Origin of the sequence: Streptomyces harbinensis, assembly GCF_900116145.1 — a bacterium.
GTDB classification, from domain to species: domain Bacteria; phylum Actinomycetota; class Actinomycetes; order Streptomycetales; family Streptomycetaceae; genus Streptomyces; species Streptomyces carpaticus.
Window position 1 is genome coordinate 372184 of record NZ_FPAB01000003.1, and the last position, 18712, is coordinate 390895.

Sequence of the window (18712 nt, forward strand, 5' to 3'; positions counted from 1 at the left end):
GTCCGGTGGCTGGTCTGTCGGGCAGTGAGCCGCAGGGGTATTGCGGTCATTTCCGTCATTCTGCTTCGGTGCGATCCGCGTGTCGCGTGTCCACTTGGGGTTCCGAAGTCGGCGCGGATAGCGGGCGATCAGGGTGTCCCGGTGTGACTGTAGCCGAGCGGTAGGCCCGAACACCCTCGTGGGCGGGCGGGCCCTAGCCCACAACCCGGGCCCACCGGCGGCCCCCGGGTGCCGGCGGCCCGTGCCCGGGAAGGGCCCGGCGCCCGCTAAGCCGCCGCGCTCGTGTGGGGTTCCGTGGTTGCCGGGCGGCCGAAGTCCTGGAGGAGGGCGGTGATCGCCGTGGCCGCCGTCGCGAGGTCGTCCGCGCCGCGGTGGTCGCCGCAGACGTACAGGCCGTCCAGCAGCCGGGTGCGGCGCGGGCCGGCGTACGGGGGCGGGTTGAGCGGTACCGCCCGTGCGTCGTGGTGGGCCGCCAGCAATTGCCAGTCGGCGGTCGAGGTGCCGTGCAGCGCCGCCAGTTGGGGGCGGGCCGCCTTGTCCAGGATCTCGGCCGGCTCGCCCGCCGCGTGGCCCAGGACCACCGAGGTCACCAGCGCCGCGCCCTCCGGTGCCCGGGAGGCGTCCACCGCCGAGGTCACCAGGGAGTACGCGAGGGGGCCCCGGTCCCGCGCCGTGTCGATCAGCAGCTCCGGTCCCGCCTGCGGCGGCGTGGCCGGCGCCGCGTGGTGCAGCACCGTCACCGGCCGGAAGCGCGGCACCCGCAGGCCCGGCAGCAGCCGGCCCGCCTCCCGGGCACCGGTGGCGACGACGACGGCCCGGCAGCGCACCGTCCCGTGGCGTTCGGTCTCCACCCGCGAGGTGGAGACGGCGGTGGCCCGTACCCCGGTGCGTACGGTTCCCTCGGGCAGTCCGGCGGCCAGGGCGCGCGGTACGGCGGCGGCGCCGCCCGCCGCCAGGGCGAGGCCGTCGCGGGCGAAGGCCCGCAGTACGTGGTCGCTCAGCCGGCTGGAGGTGGCCAGTTGCGGGTCGTGCAGCAGCGCGGTCAGGAGCGGGCGCAGCGAACCCTCCGCGATGCGGGCGGGGATGCCGCGGGCGGTGAGGGCGATGGCGGCCGGGAGTTCGGGCCGGGCGGCGAGCCGTTCGTCGGAGAGCCGGCCGAGGCGGGCGAGGTTGGCGCGCAGCCAGGAGTGGTCGAACGCGGCGATCAGCGAACGCCCGTCCTCCGCCTGCTCCTCACCCGCCGCGCCGTCCGCGCCCCCCGTACCGCCCGCGCCGTGCGCACCGCCGCCGCCCGCCGGTACCGTCTCGCCCACCCGGTGGACGTACCCGTCCGGCCCGTGCAGCAGCGCGCCGCCGGTGAGCCGGCACACCGCCTCCTCAGGCAGCCCGGGGGCGGTCAGGGCACTGTGCCGGTCGAGGAGGAAGCCGTCGCGGCTCCCGGTGGCCATCCGGCCGCCGATCTCCTCGGCAGCCTCCAGGACCGTCACCGTCAGCCCGGCGTCGCACACGTGCCGGGCGGCGGCGAGACCCGCCGTACCCGCTCCGATGACGACGACGTCGGAATCCACTGCTTGCGTTCGGCTGCTCAGCACGGGCCCTCCCATGAGGCGGTCGGCGCTTGCCGGACGGGCCATGGGTGGGCCCGCCCGCAGGGGCTGATGCCCATTCGCGGCCCGGGCAACGCCGCCCGGACCGACGCCGACCCTCTCACGGTGGCCGGAATGCGGCAGAGCGCACGCGGCGGGCACGGGAGCACGCAGGTCGCACAGGGTGGGGAGTACGCCGCCGGGTCAGCTCTCGGTGCCGAGCGCGGCCCGTACCGCGTCCTCCACCGTCGGGTGGCGGAAGGTGAACCCGGACTCCAGCAGCCGGCGCGGCAGCACCCGCTGACTGCCCAGCACATCGTCCGAGAACTCCCCGAGGACCACCCGCAGCAGTGGCGCCGGGGCGGTGAACACCGTGGGCCGGTGCAGCACTTCGCCCATCACCCGGGTCGCTTCGCGGTTGGTGACCGGGTGCGGGCCGGTGAGGTTCACGGGGCCGGAGAGGCCGGGTTCGTCGGCCAGCAGGAAACGCAGGGCCGCGATGTGGTCGGCGAGCGAGATGGCGCTCCAGAACTGGTTGCCGTCGCCGAGCCGCCCGCCGAGTCCGGCCTTGAAGAGGGGGAACAGCTTCCCCCAGGCTCCGCCGGAGCGGGCCACGACCAGACCGGTGCGCGCGTACACGGTGCGCACCCCCACGTCCGCGGCCGGCAGGGCCGCCGCCTCCCAGTCGCGGCAGACGTCGGCGAGGAAGCCGGTGCCGGCCGGCGCGTCCTCGTCGACGGCGTCGGTGCCGGTGTCGCCGTACCAGCCGATGGCGCTGCCGCACACCAGCACCCGGGGCCGGTCGGCCTCGGGCAGCGCGGCGATGGCGGCGGCGATCGCGGCGGTGCCGAGCACGCGGCTGTCGCGCAGTTCCTGCTTGTAGCGGGCGGTCCAGCGGTGGTCGGCGACGCCGGCCCCGGCCAGGTGGACGACCGCGTCGCAGCCCGCGATCGAGGCGGCGGTGGTCTCCTGCTGCCGTCCGCTGGGGTCCCACCACCGTTCGTCGGCGGCACCGGGCGGGCGCCGTACCAGCCGGATGACGTCCGTGCCGTCCGCGCGCAGCGCGTCGGTGAGGGCGGAGCCGATCAGGCCGGAGGAGCCGGTGACGGCGATCCTGGGCGCGGCGGCCGGTGGAGGTGATTGCTGGGGCATGGCCGCCATGCTATGCGCGGAAGCGGGCCCACAACCGGGGGTAGGTGGCGGCCAGTACGCCGGTGTCCTCGAAATCCACCGGGTCGCCCTCGGGCTCCTCCGGGGGTTCGGGGAGACCGAGGTCGGGGAGTTCCGCGCCGGTCAGCCGCTCGTACGCGTCGTACGCCGCGTAGCCGACCTCCTCGGCCTCGCCGTCCTCCTCGGGGTCGAAGTCGGCGGGCAGTAGTTCGGCGAGGCCGTCGGGGTCGTGCAGGGCGCCTTCGAAGACGTGCCGGCCCTGGGCGATCAGCCAGCACCGGAAGTTCTCGAAGCAGTCGTCGCTGGCGCCGTCCAGCACCACCCAGGCGGCGCCCCACAGGTCCCAGCGGTAGGCGCGGTTGAAGCGGGACTCGAAGTGGCGGGCGAAGTCGGTGACGGACACCGGATCGAGGTCGCTCAGGCGTTCGACGATGAGGTCGGCGGTCACCACCGGGTCGCCCTCCGCCCCCTCCCGGCTGGCGTCCACGATCTCCCAGAAATCCGTTTCGTCCATCACGGCACAAGGATCCGCCGCCGCGCCGCGACACGCATCCGGAGAACCCCGGAAAGTACGACAGTGGATGTCGGGTATCCCTGCGAGGGTGGTCCACGCACGCACGACGGAACGGAAGGACTACACGTGTCACACGTGGAAGAACAGGACACCGGCGCACCGGACGCCCCCGCCGCACCGCTGGCCGGGAAGATCGCCCTCGTCGCCGGCGCCACTCGCGGCGCCGGCCGGGCCATGGCCGTGGAACTGGGCCGGGCGGGCGCCACCGTCTACGCCACGGGGCGCACCACCCGCGACAAGGTCAGTGAGGTCGGCCGGACCACCGAGACCATCGAGGAGACCGCCGAGCTGATCACGGCCGCCGGCACGGACAGCGGCAGCGGTGGCACGGGCATCGCCGTCCCCACCGACCACCTCGTCCCCGAGCAGGTCGCCGCCCTCACCGAGCGCATCGACCGCGACCACGGCCGGCTGGACATCCTGGTGAACGACGTCTGGGGCGGCGACCACCTCATCGACTTCTCCTCCACCCCCATGTGGGAGATGAACCTGGAAAACGGGCTGCGGATGCTGCGGCTGGGCGCCGAAACCCACATCATCACCAGCCACTACGCCCTGCCGCTGCTGGTGCGCAACCCGGGCGGCCTGCTGATCGAGGTCACCGACGGCACGGCCGAGACGAACCGCGAGTACCGGCAGAGCTTCTACTACGACCTCACCAAGTACGCCCCCATCCGGATGACGCTCGGCCTCGGCGAGGAACTGAAGCGCCACGACTGCACGGCGGTCTGCGTCACCCCGGGGTTCCTGCGCTCCGAGGCGATGCTGGACACCCACTTCAAGGTGACCGAGGAGAACTGGCGGGAGGGCATCAAGAAGGACCCGGGGTTCGCGATCGCCGAATCGCCCACCTACCTGGGCCGGGGTGTCGCCGCGCTCGCCGCCGACCCGGACCGGGCGCGCTGGAACGGCGCCTCGATCAGCAGCGGCGATCTCGGCAAGGAGTACGGGGTCACCGACACCGACGGATCGCGGCCGGACGCGTGGCCGTTCATCAAGGCGCTCGCCGAGGGCAAGAACCCGGACCCCGCCGACTACCGCTGAAGGGGGCGGTACGGGGTGCGGGGGTACGGGCCCGGGCTGCTACAGGACGGGCAGCAGTGAGCCGGTGAGGGGGCCGGCGGGCCGGTAGGCCACGCACATCACATCGCGGTCGCCCGCCTCCCAGGTCGCGGCGGTCGGCAGTACGGGGTAGAAATCGATGCCGGCCGCCGCGTCCTCCCCGGGCCAGTGGCTGCGGAACCCGCGCCCGCACGTCTCCCAGCCGAAGGCCACCACCCGCTCGGGCTCGTAACCGCCGTCGCCCTCCGGGACGGCGACGAAGCCGTACACCTGGTTGGCGGCCGGTCCCTCGTCGCAGGGGACGTACCGCACCATCACCTCGCCCGCGAAGGAGACATAGCCGGGGTCGGTGAAGCACTCACCGCCCTCGATGGCGAGCACCCCGCCCGTCTCGGCGGTCAGGAACGTCTCGTCCTTGCGCACCGTCGGGTGGACCGAGGCCGCGTCGGCGGCCGGCAGCAGCACCAGCAGCGCGCCCAGCGCCAGTACCGGGGCCATCACCCGGGCGGAACCACGCCCCGCCCGCCCCACCGTCGCCATGTCCCGCCCGCCCTTCCGCTGTCGCCGCCGTGCCGCCGTGCCGCTGTACCGCCGTGGTGCGTGTACTGCCGTGTCGCGCCGGCCGCCGGCCGCCCCCACGGCCGGGCCGGCGGTGCCGACCGGTGCCGACCGGTGCCGACCGGCCGGAAGCTAGCGGGCCCGGGCGGCACGTCGGCGAACGTCCGGCGAACACCCGGCGGCATCCCGGCGACCCCGCCCGCCCATGCCCGCTCCCGCCCGCCACCGCCCCGCAGATGGCGCAGAGTTCACCCGGTGGTCATCCGGCACCAGTGGACCGTTCGGCTGATTCTGACTGAATCCTCACGCCTCATACCGAACCGATCCCGTGAAGGGCTCCACCACACGTGACTGCGAAAACCGCTCGCTGGACCATGGCGTCCACGCGCACCAAGGTCGCCGTCCTCGGCTCCGCCACGCTGCTCGCCAGCGGTGTCCTGGCCGTCCCGCTGGCCTTCGGCGACTCCCCGACCGCCCCGACTCCCCACCCGGCGGCGGAGATCCACAAGCCGTCCCCGATGCCCGACCGCGTCATGCTGACGCCGACCACCACCCCCGCCTCCACCCAGAACGTCACCTGGCGCGCCGAGGCCCCGGCCGGCACCGCCCAGGCGCAGATACTCAAGGCCCCGCGCGGACTCGGCGACGTCAAGCCGGCCGCCGGCGAGGTCACCACGGTCAGGGCCGGCAGCAGCACGCCGGTCAACACCAACCTCGGGTACGCGTCCACCTACCACACCGTCAGCTTCACCGATCTCGAACCGGACACCCGCTACACCTACCGGGTCGGCGACGGCGTCAACTGGAGCGCGTGGACCGACTTCACCACGGCGGCCGAGGACCTGGAGCCGTTCTCCTTCATCTACTACGGCGACGCGCAGAACTACATCGACTCGGCCGTGCCCCGGGTGTTCCGCCAGGCGTTCGCCGACCGGCCCGACGCGAAGCTCATCGTCAACGCCGGTGACCTCATCAACTCGCCCAACTCCGAGGAGGAGTGGGGCCAGTGGTACCAGGCGGGCGGTTTCATCGACGGCCAGGTCAACAACTTCTCCGTCACCGGCAACCACGAGTACAGCAGCGGCCGGCTGTCCTCCTTCTGGCGGCCCCAGTTCCCGTACCCGGACAACGGGCCCGGCAACGAGGAGCTGAAGCAGACGGTCTACACCGTCGACTACCAGGGCGTGCGGTTCATCGGCCTGGACTCCAACTTCCAGAACGACGCCACCCTCATGGCCGCGCAGACCGAATGGCTGGAGGGCCTGCTCCGCGACAACCCCAACCGCTGGACCGTGGTGACCTTCCACCACCCCGTCTACGCCATGACCGGCAGCCGCAACAACGCCGCCGTACGCGACCAGTGGGGCCCGCTGTTCGAGGAGTACGGCGTCGACCTGGTGCTCCAGGGCCACGACCACGCCTACGGGCGCGGCAACCAGATCACCAACCGTGACTCGGTCACCGTGCACAACGGCGTCACCTACGCCGTCTCCGTCTCCGGCGGCAAGATGTACGCGCTGAACAATGGCGAGAACTGGACGGACAACGGCGCCGAACTCGTCCGGTCGGGCGAGAACGCCCAGCTCTACCAGATGATCGACGTCACCGAGGACACCATCCGGTACGAGTCGCGGTTCGCCAACGGCGAGCACAACGACGGCTTCCTCATCCGCAAGAACGCGGACGGCGAGCGCACCGTCAACGAGATCAGGACCGACGAGAACACCGTCGGCGAGCAGGTCACCGTCGACCGGACCACCGCGCGCAAGAAGGACACCGTGCAGGTGTCGGCGTACGGCTACGACCCGGGGGAGCGCGTCGAGGTGCGGTTCCGCTCCGTGGACGGCAAGGACAAGGAGCGGGTGATCGCCACCGTCGAGGCGGACGAGATCGGCCGGCTGTCCTACGCGCTGAAGGTGCCGAACTGGGTGAAGAAGAACACCTCCTACGAGGTCTTCCTCACCAGCGAGAACCAGCGGATCGACAGCCCCGCCATCACGATCACCAAGTAGCCCGCCCGGGGGCGCGGGGGCCGCAGGCCGGCTCCCGCGCCCCCGGCGGCCGTTCCGGGAGAACACCACCACCGTGACCAGTCACCCGCGCAGCGCCGTCGCCTGCGCCGCTGCCGCCGCGCTCGCGGCGGTCCTGTGGGCCGCCGCGGGCCCGGCCCCGCCCGCCGCCGCCCACCCGTTCGGTCCGCCGTCCACCGCCACCATCAGCGCCGACGGCCCGCGCGTCAGCATCGCCTGGCGCGCCGCCGAGGACGACTGGGTGGCGCTCGGCCAGGCGCTCGGCGCCCTGGAGGACCCGGGCGCAGGGACGGTCTCCACCGAACTCACCGGCGAGCAGAAGCTCCAGCGCTCCGAGGAGGTACGCGGCTACCTGCTCGACCGGATCTACATCACCCAGGACGGTACGCGCTGCGAGGGCGAGGTGACCTCGATGGACGACCTGCTGACCGAGGGCGCCCGGCTCGGCTACCGGTGCCCCGAGGAGGTACGGGAGGTGGACGTGACGGTCGGCGCGCTCTGCGACCTCAACGAGGCGTACCGGACGGTGCTCACCGCCGAGACGGCGGCCGACCCGCGCAGCACGCTGCTCACGGCGACGGAGACGACGCAGCGGATGAACTTCTCCTGGTACGCGGGCATGCTGGCGGCACCCGGCTTCGGGGTCGCCGCCGGCACCGCCGCGGCCATCGTGGCGGGCGCCGTGGCCTGGGCCGTCATCGGGCGGCGCCGGGCCGGAAAGGCACGCTCATGACCGACCTCACCCGGCTGGACGCCGAACTCGTCGCGCTCTTCGACGGCCGGGCCGTGTTCTGGGTCGCGGTGCTGGTGGCCCTCGGCGTGGGCGCGGCGCACGCGGTCGCCCCCGGGCACGGCAAGAGCATCACCGCCGCCTATCTGGTGGGCGTGCGCGGCCGGTACCGGGACGCGCTGCGGCTCGGCGTGATCGTGGCGATCATGCACACGCTGTCCGTGCTGCTGCTGGCCAGCGCCTGGGTGGGCGTGACGGGAGCGGCCGGGTTCGCCACCGAACGGGTCACCGCCTGGCTCCAGGTCGCCGCCGGCGTGGTGGTGATCGGCGTCGGGGCGCACCTGGTGCACCGCCACCTCCGCACCCGGCGCCGCCGCCGGGTCCCGCACGGCCACGACCACGACGCCCACGCCCACGGCCATCACCACCACGACCATGGCCACGACCACAGCCACGCCATCCCGGACGCGTCCCCCTGGTCCCGGCGGGGCCTGACGGCCATCGCCGTCTCCGGCGGCCTGCTGCCGTCCCCGTCCGCGTTCCTGGTGCTGGTCAGCGGCATGCTCACCGGCCGCTCGCTCAACGCGGTGGTGCTGGTCCTGATGTTCGGCATCGGCATGGCCGTCACCCTGACGGCAGTGGGCGTACTGACCGTACGCGGTCACGCACTGCTCTCCCGCCGCGCCGGCGCCACCCGGTTCGCCGCGACGCTCGCCGGCTGGACCCCGGCCGTCGCCGGGGCGGCGGTGACGGTGGGCGGCTGCCTCTACCTGGCGGCGGCGGTCTCCGTCCTGACCGGCTGAGCCGCGCCGCGCCGCGCTGCGGCCGGCCGCCGCCCGGCCGCTCAGGGCAGGGTCAGGATGCGCGGGCCCTGCTCGGTGATGGCGACCGTGTGTTCGAAGTGGGCCGCCCGGCTGCCGTCCGTGGTGAGCAGGGTCCAGCCGTCGGCGCCCGTGCGGTACTCGTTCCGTCCGCCGGCCATGAGCATCGGTTCGATGGCGAGGACCAGCCCGTGCCGCAGCGGGAAACCCCGGCCGGGGCGGCCACGGTTGGGAACGTGCGGGTCCTCGTGCATCCGGCGCCCGATCCCGTGGCCGCCGAAGTCGGCGGGCATGCCGCAGCGCGCCGTGCGGGCGACGGAGTCGATCGCGTGCGAGATGTCGCCGAGACGGTTGCCGACCAGGGCGGCGGCGATCCCGTCGTCGAGGGCCTGCCGGGTGGCGTCGATCAGCTCCGCGTCCCCGGGGCGCGGCGTCCCGACGCTGAAGGTGATCGCCGCGTCGCCCGCCCAGCCGTCGAGCTGCGCGCCGCAGTCGATACTCACCAGGTCGCCGTCGCGGAGCCGGTAGCCGGTGGGGACGCCGTGCGAGACCGCGTCGTTCACCGAGGTGCAGATGACGGCCGGGAAGGGCACCGGCGCGAACGACGGCTGGTACCCGAGGAACGGCGAGCCGGCCCCGGCCTCGTCCAGCACGGCCCGCGCCGCCTCGTCGAGTTCGCGCAGGGACACCCCTGTCCCGGCCGCTTCCTGCACCGCGGCCAGGGCGCGCGCCACCACGCGCCCGGCTTCCCGCATCGCGTCCATCGCGGCGTCGGTCTTGATCTCCACCATGTGCTGTACGTCCCGCTCCATCGATCCAATACTTATACCGGTATTGATATCACGGTCGGCGGGGTCAGCGACGGGGCAGGGCGAGCGCGCAGACGGCGAAGACGAGGGCGAACGCCGCCTGCACGAGCATGCAGACCGCCAGCGCGCCGGTGTAGTCCTGGGCCGTCGGAACCGCGGAGGAGGCCAGGGCCGCACCGAGCAGGCCACCGGCGACCGCGACCCCGAGCCCCATCGCGGCTTGCTGCGTGGTCTGCAGCACACCGGACGCCGCACCGGCCGCGGCCGGAGGGACCTCCGCGATCATCGCGCCGACGAGCGGCCCGAACATGAACGCCTGTCCGACACCGGCCCCGACGAGCAGCACGGCGAACGTCCCCATGCGCAGACCGGCACCCTGGAGGAGGACGGAGGCGGCCGTGACGCTCAGGAACGCCGCCTGGAGGCCCCCGCCGACGACGAGCAGCCTGCGGAACCCGGCCCGGGGCGCGAGCCTGCCCGACCCGATCGACACCGCCAGAAAGCACAGCGAGAACGGCACCAGCACCAGGGCCGCCCGCATCGGGGACCAGCCGAGCCCCGTCTGCGTCGCGATCGCGTAGAGGAACGTGAACGCGCCGAACGCCGACTGGAGCAGCAGCGCCATCACCAGCCCGACCCGGTACGAACCGAGCCGGAACAGCGGCGGCGGAACGAGCGGAACCCGGTCGCTGCGGTGCAGCCGCACCTGCCACCGCCAGAACACCGCGAAGAGCACCGGCGACGCCCCCAGCAGCGCCCAGCACCAGACCGGCCAGCCCAGCGCCCCGCCCTGGGAGACCGGCACCATGAGGGCCAGCAGGGCGAGTCCGAGCAGAGACGTCCCGGTGAGGTCGAGCGACCGGTGGCCGGACGCGCGGGTATCGGGCAGCCGGCGCAGCGCGGCGACGAACGCCAGCGCCCCCATGAGCACGCTCATCGCGAAGACCGAGCGCCAGGGAGCACCCAGCAGCGGAACGGACAGCAGCACCCCGCCGAGGACCTGCCCGATCGCCGTGGCACCGCCCGCCGTCGCACCGAACAGCGCCACCGCGCGGGCGCGTTCGGGCCCCTGAGTGGACGCGGTGATCGTCGCCAGCACCTGGGGGACCATGGCCGCCGCAGAGATCCCGGCCAGGGCCCGGGCGGCGATCAGCACGGTGATGCCCGGAGCCAGCGCAGAGACCAGGGAGAACAGCGTGAACCCCGCCATCCCGAGCAGGAACAGCCGACGACGCCCGTACAGGTCCCCGAGCCGGCCCCCGAGGACCATCGGAACGGCGAACCCCAGCGCGTACACCGACACCACCAGCGACTGCTCGCCGGCCGTGGCGCCCAGAGAAGCGCCGATATCGGGTACGGCGATACCCGCCGCCGCGAACCCGACCACCGACACCAGCAGTGCCGACAGCGTCGTCAGCAGCCGGGCCGTGCCCAGCCCCGGAGCCGGACGCTCCGCCGGACCCGGCCCGTGCGGCGGCGCGGCGCGGTCGCTCTCCCGGTGCGGTGCGCCGGGACGGATGGAGGGGCGGGGACGTGGTGCGGACGATGAGGACGTGGTCATGCCGTCGATCATGGACAGGCACCTATCCTGGTACCATAAGTCCCTTTATGGGGGTACTGGCCACTACCCGGCTCTGACCTGCCAGCCGGGCCCGGACGGAGGACGAGGGCATGACGGAAACCGGGCCCGCCGCGGTCCGGCGTGAGCTGGGCGACTTCCTCCGCAGCCGGCGCGAACGCCTCACCCCGCAGCAGGCGGGCCTCCCGTCCACGGGGCGGCGGCGGACGCCGGGACTGCGGCGCGAAGAGGTCGCCGTCCTCGCGGGCGTCGGCGTCACCTGGTACACCTGGCTCGAACAAGGCCGGCCCATCAACGTCAGCACGCAGGTCCTGCGGGCGGTCGCCCGAGCCCTGCGCCTGGACGACACCGAACGGCGGCACCTCTACCGGCTCGCCGGATCCGGTACGCCGGACACCGGGTCCGCCACAAGCCCCCCGGAGCTCACCGCCGCGCTGCAACCCGTCCTGGACCAGCTCGATCCGTTCCCCGCGTGCCTGCAGACGTCGCTGTTCGACGTGGTGGCGTACAACCGTGCCTACCGCTTCCTGTTCACCGACGTGGAGCTGATCCCACCGGGCGAACGCAACTGCGCGGTGCAGTTCTTCACCGACCCCGACTGGCGTGGCCGCTACCTCGACGGCGACCTGGTCGCCGCCCGGATGGTGGCACGCATGCGCGCCGAAGTGGGCTCCGGCATCGGCTCCCCCGCCGCGGCGGACATCGTCGACCGGCTCCGGGAGCGCTCGGAGGAGTTCGCCCGCCTGTGGGCCCGGCACGACGTACTGCCCCAGCAGTACGAGACCAAGCGCCTCGACAGCCCGCTCGTCGGGGAGCTCCGGCTGAGCTTCGTCTCCACCCTGGTGCCGGAGACGGGATACCGGATGACCGTGATGACCCCGGCCGACGAGTCCACCGGGCAGCGCCTGACCCGGATGGCGGAGCTCACGGAGACACGGGCACGGGGGTAGCGTCCGCAGCAGCCCGCGCCCTCCGTCAGCCCGCCCAAGCAGGGCAATCCGGCCGCCTTCACGTGGAACGATGCCCTGGCGGCGCTGGAAGCCGGGTGACGGACGGACCGCTTCCACCCGCCGCTCCCGCTCGGAACGTTGGCCGCATCCGGGCGGGGGTCGAAAAGGGGTTGGGCGGGGGAGGGGGCACCCCGCATGCTGGGTGGCGTGGTGCGGGAGGGGGCGGCGCCGACCGGGTTCGGGGTCACCATCGCCGATGTGGCCGTCGGCGGCAGCTTTCCCGCCGCCGGTTACGAGGACCGGGTACGCGCCTGGGCCGGGAGCACGCTCGCCGCCTGGTCCGCCGACCCGACGGGGTGACGGCCCGGTACCCGGGCATCCGGCGCCTCGTCGCAGGGACGCCCCCGCCCCTCAGCCGTACAGCCGCGCCGTCCGCTGTGCCGCCTCCGCGAAGCGGTGGCGGAGGGCGGGCGGGGCCAGGACCTCCGCCTCGGGGCCGAGCCCCAGCAGCTGGTGGTACGCCACCTCCAGCGACTCCACCGGCAGCACCACCGTCACCCGGCCCGCCCCGTCCGGCGGCCCGGCCGCCGCCAGGGATTCCTCCGCCGCCGCCCGGTCCGTCACCTGGCGCAGCAGCCGCGCGCCCGCCCCGCTCAGCCGGACCGTCACCGTCTCCCGCAGGATCGACCGCGCGAACTCCGCCGCCCGCTGCGCCCAGAAGGACGGCAGGTCGAACGACTCGTCCCGCTCGAAACGCTCACCGGACGGCGCCGCCGCCGTGAAGCGGTCCACCCGGTACACGCGGTACGCGTCCCCCACCCGCGCCGCCAGATACCACACCCCGGCCTTCAGGATCAGCCCGTACGGGGCCAGCACCCGTTCCCGCTCCCGGTACACGACGTGCAGCACCGCGTCGTCCCACACCGCCTCCGCCACCACCGGCAGCAGCGGCGGCGTCTCCGCCTCCCGCCACCAGCCGGGCGCGTCCAGGTGGAAGCGCTGCGCCGCGCTCGCCGGGGCGTCCGCCAGCTCCGGCAGCAGCGCCGCCGACACCTTCAGCCGCGCCGCCGACGCGGCATCCGCCAGGCCCATCGCGTGCAGCGCGGAGGGCACCCCGGACAGGAACAGCGCCTCCGCCTCGTCCCGGCCCAGCCCCGTCAGCCGGGTGCGGTATCCGCCGATCAGCCGGTAGCCGCCGGAGCGGCCCCGGTCCGCGTACACCGGGACGCCCGCCTCCGACAGGGACGCGATGTCGCGCTGGACCGTGCGTTCGGAGACCTCCAGTTCCGCCGCCAGCTCGGCCGCCGTCATGCTCCGGCGGTTCTGGAGCAGCAGGACCACTCTCATCAGACGCGCGGCTCGCATCGTCCCATCATCACAAACGGCGGCGGGCCCGCCCGCCCCGGGAAGGGAACGGACGGGCCCGCCGGCCACGGACTCAGAGGCCGTACGCCTCCCGCGCGGCCAGCACGGTCTCGCGCTTGACGTCACCGGCGCGGGCCAGCCGGTCCAGCGCCGCCACCACGATCGACTGCGGGTCGACACCGAAGTGCCGGCGCGCCGCCTCGCGGGTGTCCGAGAGGCCGAAGCCGTCGGTGCCGAGCGAGGAGTAGTCCTGCTCCACCCACTGGCTGATCTGGTCGGGCACCGCCCGCATCCAGTCGCTGACGGCGAGGACCGGGCCCCGCGCGCCCCGCAGCGCACGCGTCACGTACGGGACCCGGTCTTCCCCTCGAAGCTGCGCCGCGTCACAGGACAGGGCGTCACGGCGCAGCTCGCTCCAGGAGGTGGCGGACCACACGTCGGCGGCCACGCCCCACTGCTCGGCCAGCAGCCGCTGGGCCTCGAGGACCCAGTGGATGGCCGTGCCGGAAGCCATCAGCTGCACCCGGGGAGCCTCCGCCGAAGGCGCGGAGCCCTCGTTGAAGCGGTACAGACCGCGCAGGATGCCCTCCTCCACGCCCTCGGGCATGGCCGGCTGCGGCTTCGGCTCGTTGTAGACGGTCAGGTAGTAGAAGACGTCCTCGGCGTCCGGGCCGTACATCCGGCGCAGACCGTCCTTGACGATCACGCCGACCTCGTACGCGAACGCCGGGTCGTACGTCAGCGCCGCCGGGTTGGTGGAGGCGATCAGCGGCGAGTGGCCGTCCGCGTGCTGCAGGCCCTCACCGGTGAGCGTGGTGCGCCCGGCCGTGGCGCCGACGATGAAGCCCCGGCCCAGCTGGTCGCCCAGCGCCCACATCTGGTCGCCGGTGCGCTGCCAGCCGAACATCGAGTAGAAGATGTAGAACGGGATCATCGGCTCGCCGTGCGTGGCGTACGAGGTCGCCGCCGCCGTGAAGTCGGCCATCGAACCGGCCTCGGTGATCCCCTCGTTGAGGATCTGGCCGTTGACGGCTTCCTTGTAGTGCAGCAGCTGGTCGCGGTCGACCGACTCGTAGGTCTGGCCCAGCGGGGAGTAGATCCCGGCGGACGGGAACATCGACTCCATGCCGAAGGTACGGGCCTCGTCCGGGACGATCGGCACCCAGCGGCGCCCGCTCTCCTTCTCCCGCATCAGGTCCTTGACCAGCCGGACGATCACCATGGTGGTGGCGACCTCCTGCGAGCCGGACCCCTTCTCCAGGGCCTTGAACGCCTTCTCGGACGGCTCGGGCAGCACCACCTGGTGCACCCGGCGCGCCGGGGCGGGGCCGCCGAGGGCCGCGCGCCGCTCCTGGAGGTAGCGGACCTCGGGGGAGTCCGGGCCCGGGTGGGCGTACGGCACCAGGTCGCCGGACAGCTCGCTGTCCGGGATCGGCAGCTCCAGCAGGTCCCGCATGGTGCGGAACTGGTCCAGGCTGAGCTTCTTCATCTGGTGGTTGGCGTTGCGCGACTGGAAGCCGTCGCCGAGGGTGTGGCCCTTGACCGTCTGGGCCAGCACCACCGTCGGGGCGCCCTTGAACTCCACGGCGGCGCGGTAGGCCGCGTACACCTTGCGGGGCTCGTGGCCGCCGCGCGAGGTGTGGAAGCACTCGGCGATCTTCGCGTCGGACAGCGAGGCGCCCAGCTGCGCCAGCGCCGGGTCGGTGCCGAAGAAGTGGTCACGGATGTAGGCGACGTCGCGGGTGGCGTACGTCTGGAACTGCGCGTCCGGTACCTCGCGCAGCCGGCGTACCAGCGCGCCGGTGGTGTCGGCCCGCAGCAGGTCGTCCCAGGCGGAGCCCCACAGCGTCTTGATGACGTTCCAGCCGGCCGCCCGGAACTGGGCCTCCAGCTCCTGCACGATCTTGAAGTTCGCGCGGACCGGGCCGTCGAGCCGCTGGAGGTTGCAGTTGATGACGAAGGTGAGGTTGTCCAGGCCCTCGCGGCCGGCCAGCGCCAGCGCGGCGGTCGACTCGGGCTCGTCCATCTCGCCGTCGCCGAGGAACGCCCACACGTGCGAGGCGGAGGTGTCCTTGATCCCGCGGTTCTCCAGATAGCGGTTGAACCGCGCCTGGTAGATCGCCGACAGCGGGCCTATGCCCATGGAGACGGTGGGGAACTCCCACAGCCAGGGCAGCCGGCGCGGGTGCGGGTACGAGGGGAGGCCGGCGCCGCCCGACTCCTGCCGGAAGTTGTCCAGGTGGGCCTCGGTGAGCCGGCCGTCCAGGAACGCGCGGGCGTAGATGCCGGGGGAGGCGTGGCCCTGGATGAAGAGCTGGTCGCCGGAGCCGGGGGCGTCCGCCGCGTCCTTGCCGCGGAAGAAGTGCTGGAAGCCGGTCTCGTACAGCCAGGCCGCGGAGGCGAAGGTGGCGATGTGGCCGCCCACCCCGTACCGGGCGCCGCGGGTCACCATGGCGGCGGCGTTCCACCGGTTCCACGCGGTGATGCGGGCCTCCATGGCCTCGTCACCGGGGAACTCGGGCTCGGCGCCGGTCGGGATCGAGTTGATGTAGTCGGTCTCCAGCAGGGAGGGCACATCGATCCCGGTGGCCTGCGCGTGCTCCACCGTGCGGCGCACCAGCTGGCCGGCCCGGTGTGTGCCGGCGGCGGCCGCGACGGCGTCGAGGCTGGCGCCCCACTCGGCGGTCTCCTCGGGATCACGGTCCGGCAGCTGGTCGAGCGCGGAGAGCCGAAGGCGTACGGGATCGGGCATGGGTGGCCCCCTTCCGGACAGGACAATGTCATGCGGGTGTAACAACGGTTGCTGATGACTGTAAGCCCGTGATCGATGATCGATCAAAGGTGGGGGCTAAAAAAACCGCTCAGAACGGGGAAATTGGCATCCTGTGCCAGGACAATTGCGCATCTTCAGGCCCCACGGGCACCCTGTGCCAGCGGCGGAACGGTCTCCGTCCCCTCCGGAACATGCGGCGCGCAGTTCAGCACATGCTCCTTCACCAGCTCGCCGATCCGCGGATCCCCCCGGGTGAACGCGTCGAGCAGCGCCTGGTGCTCCTCCGCGTACGACTGCTGCCGCGTCCCCAGCCAGCGGATCGACAGCGCCGTCCACACCTCGATGCCCAGCGACTCCCAGGTGTGCAGCAGCACCCCGTTCCCCGAGGCGCGCACCAGCTCCCGGTGGAAGGCCACCGTGTGCCCCACCTGGCCCTCCGCGTCGCCCGTGCGGTCCGCCGCGTACAGCGCCGCCACATGCGGCTCCAGGGCCGACACATCGCGCTCCAGCCGCCCGGCGGCCAGCTCCGCCGCGATCTGTTCGAGCCCCGCCCGCACCGGGTAGATCTCCTCCAGCACCGGCACCGTCAGCGCCCGCACCCGCACGCCCTTGTTCGGGGCCGACTCGATCAGCCGCAGCGCCTCCAGCTCGCGCAGCGCCTCGCGCACCGGGGTCTGGCTGACCTCCAGCTCCACCGCGATCCGCCGCTCCACGATCCGCTCACCCGGTTGCCAGCGCCCGCTGACGATGCCCTCGACGATGTGCTGGCGGATCTGTTCGCGCAGGGAATGCACGACCGGCTGACTCATGAGTGACCTCACGCTCCCTGGTACTGGCTGCCCAAGAACCATAGAGCGCGCCCCGCCCGGAATGCTCCGGACGGGGCGCGCGCCATGGGTGTCGCCGCGGCTTACAGCCCCAGCTCGCCCTCGAATTCCCCGGCCTCCAGGCGGGCCTTCACGTCCGTCAGGTAGCGGGCGGCGTCGGCGCCGTCCACCAGCTGGTGGTCGTAGGAGAGGGTCAGGTACACCATGTCGCGGACCGCGATCGTCTCACCCAGCTCTGGGTGGTCGATCACGACCGGACGGCGCACCGTGGCACCGATGCCCAGCTCGGCGACCTGCGGGTAGTTCACGATGATCGTGTCGAACAGCGCACCGCGCGAGCCGGTGTTGCTGATCGTGAACGTGCCGCCGCTCATGTCGTCCGGGCTCAGCTTGCCCGAGCGGACCTTGCCGGCCAGCTCGGCGGTCTTCTTGGCGATGCCCGCGATGCTCAGATCGCCGGCGCCCTTGATGACCGGGACCATCAGGCCCTTGTCCGAGTCCACCGCGATGCCGATGTTCTCGACGTCGTGGTACGTGACGGTGTCGTCGTCGTTGAGCTTGGCGTTGACGGCCGGGTGGACCTTCAGCGCCTCGGCGGCGGCCTTCACGAAGAACGGCATCGGGGAGAGCTTGACGCCCTCGCGCGCCAGGAAGGACTCCTTGGCCCGCGCCCGCAGCTTCATGATGCGGGTGACGTCCACCTCGACCACGGTGGACAGCTGCGCCTGGTTGTGCAGCGCCTTCATCATGTTCTGCGCGATGACCTTGCGGATCCGCGTCAGCTTCACCGTCTGGCCGCGCAGCGGCGACGGGGCCTGCGCGGCCGGGGCCTTCGCCGCCGGGGCGGCGGGCGCCGGAGCCGCGGCGGCGGCCTTGGCGGCCTCGGCGGCGGCGAGGACGTCCTGCTTGCGGATGCGCCCGCCGACACCGGAGCCGGTGACGGTGTTGAGGTCGACGCCGTTCTCGCTGGCGAGCTTGCGCACCAGCGGGGTGACGTACGCGCCCTCGGCGGCCGGAGCCGCCGGGGCCTGCGCCGGAGCCGGAGCAGCCGGAGCGGGCGCCGGGGCGGCCGGGGCCGGCGCGGGGGCCGGAGCCGGGGCCTGGGCCGCCGGAGCGGGCGCGGGGGCGGGGGCGGGCGCCGGGGCCGGCTCGGGAGCCGCCGGAGCCGGAGCCGCGGCCGGGGCGGGCGCCGGGGCGGCCGGAGCGGCGTCCGCCGCACCGATCACACCCAGCTTGCCGCCGACCTCGGCGACCTCGTCCTCGCCGACCGTGATCTCCAGCAGGGTGCCGGAAACCGGCGCCGGGATCTCGGTGTCGACCTTGTCGGTGGAGACCTCCAGCAGCGGCTCGTCGGCCTCGACCGACTCACCGACCGCCTTCAGCCAGCGGGTGACGGTGCCCTCGGTGACGGACTCACCGAGCGCCGGCAGCACCACATCGGTGCCGGACGCGGCACCACCGGACGGCGCGGGCGCCGCCGGAGCCGGGGCAGCCGGAGCCGGGGCCTCGGCCTGCGCCGGGGCGGGCGCGGCCGGAGCCGGCTCGGCGGCCGGAGCCGGCTCGGCCGCCGGAGCGGCCGGCGCGGCAGCGGCACCGGTGCCGTCGTCGATGGTCGCCAGTTCGGCGCCGACCTCGACGGTCTCGTCCTCGGCGACCCGGATGTTGGTGAGAACACCGGCGGCGGGCGCCGGGATCTCGGTGTCCACCTTGTCGGTGGAGACCTCGAGCAGCGGCTCGTCGGCCTCGACACGCTCGCCCTCGGCCTTCAGCCAGCGGGTGACGGTGCCCTCGGTCACGCTCTCGCCGAGCGCCGGAAGGGTTACGGAAACCGGCATGGTTTCTGTTGCTCCTTACGAGAAGTGCGGATGGTTGCGCGCT

The 18712-nt window shown here is 73.3% G+C and carries 16 protein-coding genes; 6 read left to right on the plus strand and 10 right to left on the minus strand.

The features are described 5' to 3' along the window. Positions 1-266: 266 nt before the first annotated feature. From BM385_RS09500 to BM385_RS09510, 3 genes are all read right to left on the minus strand, one after another. Positions 267-1592, minus strand: coding sequence for an FAD-dependent oxidoreductase (locus BM385_RS09500; RefSeq protein WP_175542956.1), 1326 nt, complete (start codon positions 1590-1592; stop codon positions 267-269). Positions 1593-1790: 198 nt separating this feature from the next. Further along, positions 1791-2747: a TIGR01777 family oxidoreductase gene (locus BM385_RS09505; RefSeq protein ID WP_093842773.1), complete on the minus strand. Its 957-nt coding sequence runs from the start codon at positions 2745-2747 to the stop codon at positions 1791-1793. 1 nt (position 2748) lies between these two features. Beyond that, positions 2749-3270: a DUF4240 domain-containing protein gene (locus tag BM385_RS09510; RefSeq protein ID WP_093842774.1), complete on the minus strand. Its 522-nt coding sequence runs from the start codon at positions 3268-3270 to the stop codon at positions 2749-2751. A gap of 126 nt (positions 3271-3396) precedes the next feature. Here BM385_RS09510 and BM385_RS09515 point away from each other — a divergent pair, with 126 nt between their 5' ends. Beyond that, the gene (locus tag BM385_RS09515) at positions 3397-4374 is read left to right on the plus strand and encodes an SDR family oxidoreductase (protein WP_380980906.1); all 978 of its coding nucleotides are present in this window, start codon (positions 3397-3399) and stop codon (positions 4372-4374) included. Between the two features lie 39 nt (positions 4375-4413). Here BM385_RS09515 and BM385_RS09520 read toward each other — a convergent pair whose 3' ends face one another. Further along, positions 4414-4932, minus strand: a complete 519-nt coding sequence (locus BM385_RS09520) for a hypothetical protein (protein WP_139275157.1) — start codon at positions 4930-4932, stop codon at positions 4414-4416. Between the two features lie 392 nt (positions 4933-5324). On the opposite strand from BM385_RS09520, the gene BM385_RS09525 reads away from it, so the two are divergent. The 3 genes from BM385_RS09525 to BM385_RS09535 all read left to right on the plus strand — a co-directional run bounded on the left by BM385_RS09525 (position 5325) and on the right by BM385_RS09535 (position 8513). Continuing rightward, positions 5325-6962, plus strand: a complete 1638-nt coding sequence (locus BM385_RS09525; RefSeq protein ID WP_093842777.1) for a purple acid phosphatase family protein — start codon at positions 5325-5327, stop codon at positions 6960-6962. 73 nt (positions 6963-7035) lie between these two features. Beyond that, positions 7036-7713, plus strand: a complete 678-nt coding sequence (locus BM385_RS09530; RefSeq protein ID WP_093842778.1) for a hypothetical protein — start codon at positions 7036-7038, stop codon at positions 7711-7713. Beyond that, positions 7710-8513 carry a HoxN/HupN/NixA family nickel/cobalt transporter gene (locus BM385_RS09535; RefSeq protein ID WP_093842779.1) on the plus strand — a complete coding sequence of 268 codons (804 nt, stop codon included), beginning with the start codon at positions 7710-7712 and terminating at the stop codon, positions 8511-8513. The genes BM385_RS09530 and BM385_RS09535 overlap by 4 nt, the downstream gene beginning before the upstream one ends. Before the next feature lie 41 nt (positions 8514-8554). Here the strand turns inward: BM385_RS09535 and map are convergent, their stop codons facing one another. Further along, a complete protein-coding gene (map, locus tag BM385_RS09540; protein ID WP_093842956.1) occupies positions 8555-9322 on the minus strand; it encodes a type I methionyl aminopeptidase in 768 nt (255 codons plus the stop codon). A gap of 64 nt (positions 9323-9386) precedes the next feature. Beyond that, on the minus strand, positions 9387-10901 hold the full coding sequence (locus BM385_RS09545) for an MFS transporter (protein WP_093842957.1): 1515 nt from the start codon (positions 10899-10901) through the stop codon (positions 9387-9389). Positions 10902-11011: 110 nt separating this feature from the next. Between BM385_RS09545 and BM385_RS09550 the strand changes: the two genes are divergently transcribed. Together BM385_RS09550 and BM385_RS27090 are read left to right on the plus strand one after the other, a co-directional pair. Beyond that, positions 11012-11869, plus strand: coding sequence for a helix-turn-helix transcriptional regulator (locus BM385_RS09550; protein ID WP_093842780.1), 858 nt, complete (start codon positions 11012-11014; stop codon positions 11867-11869). Between the two features lie 195 nt (positions 11870-12064). Continuing rightward, positions 12065-12229 carry a DUF5946 family protein gene (locus BM385_RS27090; protein WP_175542943.1) on the plus strand — a complete coding sequence of 55 codons (165 nt, stop codon included), beginning with the start codon at positions 12065-12067 and terminating at the stop codon, positions 12227-12229. 51 nt (positions 12230-12280) lie between these two features. On the opposite strand, the gene BM385_RS09555 is transcribed toward BM385_RS27090, so the two are convergent. From BM385_RS09555 to sucB, 4 genes are all read right to left on the minus strand, one after another. Beyond that, entirely contained in the window at positions 12281-13234 is a 954-nt protein-coding gene (locus BM385_RS09555) for a helix-turn-helix transcriptional regulator (protein WP_093842781.1), read from the minus strand. A 73-nt stretch (positions 13235-13307) separates the two neighbouring features. Next, on the minus strand, positions 13308-15986 hold the full coding sequence (aceE, locus tag BM385_RS09560; RefSeq protein WP_019432926.1) for a pyruvate dehydrogenase (acetyl-transferring), homodimeric type: 2679 nt from the start codon (positions 15984-15986) through the stop codon (positions 13308-13310). A 155-nt stretch (positions 15987-16141) separates the two neighbouring features. Next, positions 16142-16816, minus strand: coding sequence for a GntR family transcriptional regulator (locus BM385_RS09565; RefSeq protein ID WP_019432925.1), 675 nt, complete (start codon positions 16814-16816; stop codon positions 16142-16144). 101 nt (positions 16817-16917) lie between these two features. Then, a complete protein-coding gene (gene sucB, locus BM385_RS09570) occupies positions 16918-18669 on the minus strand; it encodes a 2-oxoglutarate dehydrogenase, E2 component, dihydrolipoamide succinyltransferase (protein WP_093842782.1) in 1752 nt (583 codons plus the stop codon). Positions 18670-18712 lie beyond the last annotated feature (43 nt).